2 protein-coding genes are annotated in these 1688 nt (G+C 68.3%); both read left to right on the plus strand.

Translation table 11 applies throughout. From position 1 onward, the window contains the following. The first annotated feature begins 195 nt into the window (after positions 1 to 195). Positions 196 to 1149 (plus strand): transcription initiation factor IIB, encoded by a 954-nt coding sequence (locus tag GRX66_RS18745; RefSeq protein ID WP_159527820.1) that lies wholly within the window; start codon positions 196 to 198, stop codon positions 1147 to 1149. A 350-nt stretch (positions 1150 to 1499) separates the two neighbouring features. Continuing rightward, the coding region (locus GRX66_RS18750; protein ID WP_201293099.1) for a type I 3-dehydroquinate dehydratase at positions 1500 to 1688 on the plus strand (189 nt) is incomplete at its 3' end.

Consider the following 1688-nt stretch of genomic DNA (forward strand, 5'->3'; position numbering starts at 1 on the left):
CATGGTCGCGGCGTCGCTAGCATGGCGTCCGGCCCCGCCGGACCGACGGTAGCGGTCGGCCCGACGGCCGCCGACGGGGGTCGTGGGGACTCCTAACACGGTGCACGCGCTGGTGCGGACAACGAAACCGTTAAGTGAGAACTTGGTAAACGCATGTGGCACGACTCATCCGGGTTTTCCGGGGGAATTCCGCTAATGACAGATGCACGCATGCGCTCCCGAGAGCAGGAGCGCACGGACGAAGAAGAGACGACGGACGGCTGCCCGGAGTGCGGGGGGCTGGTCGTCCAGGACGAAGAGCACGGCGAATCGGTGTGCGCCGACTGCGGCCTCGTGGTCGAGGAGGACGGCATCGACCGCGGGCCGGAGTGGCGGGCGTTCGACTCCAAGGAGAAAGACGAGAAATCCCGCGTCGGCGCCCCGACCACGAACACGATGCACGACAAGGGGCTGTCGACGAACATCGACTGGCGCGACAAGGACGCGTACGGCAACTCGCTGTCCTCGAACCAGCGCCAGAAGATGCAGCGCCTCCGCAAGTGGAACGAGCGCTTCCGCACGCGCGACGCCAAAGAGCGCAACCTCAAGCAGGCGCTCGGCGAGATCGACCGCATGGCCTCCGCGCTCGGCCTCCCGGACAACGTCCGCGAGACCGCGTCGGTCATCTACCGCCGCGCGCTCGAGGAGGACCTCCTGCCCGGCCGCAGCATCGAGGGCGTCGCAACGTCCTGCGTGTACGCCGCCGCGCGCCAGGCGGGCGTGCCCCGGAGCCTCGACGAAATCGCTGACGTCTCCCGCGTCGAGAAAGCCGAGATCGCGCGCACGTACCGCTACGTCGTCCGCGAACTCGGCCTGGAGGTCGCGCCCGCGGACCCCGAGAGCTACGTCCCCCGGTTCGCGTCCTCCCTGGAGCTGTCCGACGAGTCCGCGCACCGCGCCCGCGAACTCCTGAAGACCGCCAAGGACAAGGGCGTCCACTCCGGGAAGTCCCCGGTCGGCCTCGCCGCCGCAGCCGTCTACGCCGCCGCCCTCCTCACCAACGAGAAGACCACGCAGGCGAAGGTCTCCGAGGTCGCGGACATCTCCGAGGTCACCATCCGCAACCGCTACCACGAACTGCTCGAAGCCGAAGACACGATTCCGGTCTGAGGCGCCTTTCGGGCTCGCTTATTGTTCGTCAGTCCTCGTTTTACTCCGGTTAGGGTTCCGGCTGCGAACTGGCTCAGCTGCTCGAAAGTCCCGCCACACTGATTGACCCCTCCGCTACGGGTGGGACTGAACGGGGCTGGCCGTCTCGCGCTCGCCTGTTCGCTCGACAGCAGGGTTCCCGTTCGCGAAGCAAGCGTGAGCGCAGCGAGCGAGCGGCATGCTGTCGAGCGAACGCGAGACGGCCAGGGGCTTTCGAGGAGGGAGAGGGCGGACCCTCCAAGGGGGCAACGTCCGACGCAGCAATCACAGACTCCGAAACGGTATTGCGGGCGGGAGTCACAGGGTTGGGCATGGACTTCGAGGAGTTCGTGCTCGCGGCGGTGGTCACCGACCTCGCCGACGAGCCGGCCGCCCGCGAGCACGCCGACGCCGTGGAGTTCCGCATGGACCTCGCGGACGACCCGCTGCCCGCGCTGGACGACTACGACGGCGAGCTGCCAGTGATCGCGACGAACCGCGCGGCGTGGGAGGGCGGGGAG

Origin of the sequence: Halobacterium bonnevillei, from assembly GCF_009831555.1 — an archaeon.
In the GTDB taxonomy this organism is placed as follows: Archaea; Halobacteriota; Halobacteria; order Halobacteriales; family Halobacteriaceae; genus Halobacterium; species Halobacterium bonnevillei.

Bases quoted from the DNA above. Each gene is read 5' to 3' on its own strand.
- GRX66_RS18745 (WP_159527820.1), top strand. From the start codon at position 196: ATGACAGATGCACGCATGCGCTCCCGAGAGCAGGAGCGCACGGACGAA.